Source organism: Streptomyces sp. NPDC046759, from assembly GCF_040645475.1.
In the GTDB taxonomy this organism is placed as follows: Bacteria; Actinomycetota; Actinomycetes; order Streptomycetales; family Streptomycetaceae; genus Streptomyces.
Window position 1 is genome coordinate 1 of record NZ_JBEYYJ010000084.1, and the last position, 1,465, is coordinate 1,465.

At 67.6% G+C, this 1,465-nt stretch carries 2 protein-coding genes; both read right to left on the reverse strand.

All coding sequences use genetic code 11. The annotated features are described in order from the left end of the window. Nucleotides 1-675 (reverse strand): beta-ketoacyl synthase N-terminal-like domain-containing protein (locus ABZ919_RS41470; RefSeq protein WP_361259505.1); only part of this gene is annotated, 675 nt, incomplete at its 3' end. Nucleotides 676-728: 53 nt separating this feature from the next. Further along, a partial coding sequence (locus tag ABZ919_RS41475) for a beta-ketoacyl reductase (RefSeq protein WP_361259508.1) occupies nucleotides 729-1,465 on the reverse strand: 737 nt, incomplete at its 5' end.

Sequence of the window (1,465 nt, forward strand, 5' to 3'; positions counted from 1 at the left end):
CTCGTCGTTGCGCAGCGCCTGGACCGCCAGGTGCAGGGTCACCAGCGAGGACGAGCACGCCGTGTCGACCGTCACCGCCGGGCCCTCCAGGCCGAGGAAGTACGACACTCTGCCCGAGAGCACGGCGCCGGACTTGCCCATGCCCAGGTAGCCCTCGACGGCCTCGGGCATCTCCCGCAGCAGGGCGCCGTAGTCGTTGCCGTTTGTGCCGGCGAAGACACCGGTGCGGCTGCCCTTGAGCGACAGAGGGTCGATGCCCGCGTCTTCCAGGGTCTCCCAGGCCGTCTCCAGCAGCAGGCGGTGCTGTGGGTCCATGGCCAGGGCCTCGCGTGGGGAGATCCCGAAGAAGCCGGCGTCGAACTCGGTTGCGTCGTCGAGGAAGGCGCCTTCGCGGACGTAACTACGGCCGTGCCGCGTGTGATCCGGGTCGTACAGGTCCTCGGCCCAGCCACGGTCGGTGGGAAACTCGGAAACCGCGTCGGTCCCCGAGGCAACCAGAGACCACAGATCCTCTGGAGAACCGACCCCGCCCGGAAAACGGCAGCCCATGCCGACGATGGCGATGGGCTCACGTGACGCCGCCGCCATCCGGCGATTCTCCTTGCGGAGGCGCTCGGTTTCCTTGAGCGAGGTGCGCAGGGCTTCGAGGATCTTCTCAGGAGAGGTACTGCTCATTACAAACTCCGCAGGTTCGAAGAATTCAGGGAGACTCGGCCGATTCGCATCAGTCAGGAATCACTGCCTTCGAATGCGATGCGGAGCAGGCTCTCTGCGTCCATGGAGTCGATCGAATCCCCGTCGGCGGGCTCGAAATCGCCTTCATCCATGGTGAATGCAACGGCGTCGTCGACATCCGCCAATCGCAACAGAATGTCCATGAGACCCGCGTCCCTGATACGCGCCAAGGGAATGGATGCCAGGGCCTTGCGGATCCTCTCGTCCTCCGTCCGGGTCTCCGCTTCCTCGTCCCCGTCCGGGAAGAGGAGCGAGCGGAGATACCCGGCAAGGGCGGTGGAGGTCGGGTAGTCGAACACGAGCGTCGCCGGCAGGGTCAGGCCGGTGGCGGCCTTCAGCCTGTTCCGGAGCTCGACGGCGGTGAGCGAGTCGAAGCCCAGTTCCTTGAACGCCCGGTCGGCGGCCACGGCCTCCGCGTCCGGGTACGCCAGCACCCTGGCCACATGGGTACGCACGAGGTCCAGCAGCGCGCGGATCCGTTCGACCGGGGAGAGTCCGCCGAGCTCGGCGCGCAGCGACTCGGCGGGATCGCCGTCCCTGCCGGCACCGTCGGCGGCGACCGTCTCCAGCGCGCGACGGGCCTCCGGGATCTCCACGATGAGCGGCGAGTCACGCACGGTGGTGAACGACGGTGTGAAGCGGTCCCAGTCGATGTCCGCGACGACAACCTGCTCCTCGCCCCGGCCCAGCACCGACTCCAACACCCTCAGCGCATCACCCGGCTCCATCG